The following is a 552-nucleotide window of genomic DNA, read 5'->3' on the forward strand; positions in this document are numbered from 1 at the left end:
AAATCAAAAGCCCAGCCATTTTTTTGACTATTTTATAAAGAAATGACTAATTAACTCTAATCCTTGACGCTGTAAGCGTGAGTTCTTTCTTTAATCATATATTACCAAAGCAATATGTTACAATAGTCTTATAACAAAATAACTATTATGATTAACACACTTTCGGACGCACAAAAATCAGCATTATCTGCAAATGGCAGAAAGGGCGGTGAGCAAACTCAAGCATTGAGAAGAGCATTACAGAGTTTTAAAATCGACATTCTTGTTTATATCAATGAGCAAGAGAATAAAATTTTAACGCAAACACTTGCGAAAAAGCTCTGTAAAGAACTATTCAATCAGTCAATCAATATCACTGAATTATCAAAGTCTATAAAATTCAGCGGTAATAACAAAAACAAACTTTCAAGAAATCTTGACTGTCTTGCTAAATCGTTAGCAGAAAAATATAAAGAATATGTCGATAGCCAAATGACAGAACAATTCAAAAAAATGCTTTGAAGACCTATCACCAAAGCCAATCAACGCCTTTTTTGGGCGTTTTTGCTTTCT

The 552-nt window shown here is 32.1% G+C and carries 1 protein-coding gene; it reads left to right on the forward strand.

Features of this window, described 5'->3' with window-relative positions:
- Positions 1-147 precede the first annotated feature (147 nt).
- The gene (locus ACF8GB_RS00040) at positions 148-501 is read left to right on the forward strand and encodes a hypothetical protein (protein ID WP_212624627.1); all 354 of its coding nucleotides are present in this window, start codon (positions 148-150) and stop codon (positions 499-501) included.
- The last annotated feature ends 51 nt before the right edge of the window (positions 502-552 follow it).

Source organism: Pseudomonas sp. xss_4 (assembly GCF_043104125.1).
GTDB classification, from domain to species: domain Bacteria; phylum Pseudomonadota; class Gammaproteobacteria; order Pseudomonadales; family Pseudomonadaceae; genus Aquipseudomonas; species Aquipseudomonas parafulva_B.

What these genes read in the sequence shown, in the direction of transcription:
- ACF8GB_RS00040 (WP_212624627.1), top strand. Translation starts at nt 148, where the DNA reads ATGATTAACACACTTTCGGACGCACAAAAATCAGCATTATCTGCAAAT.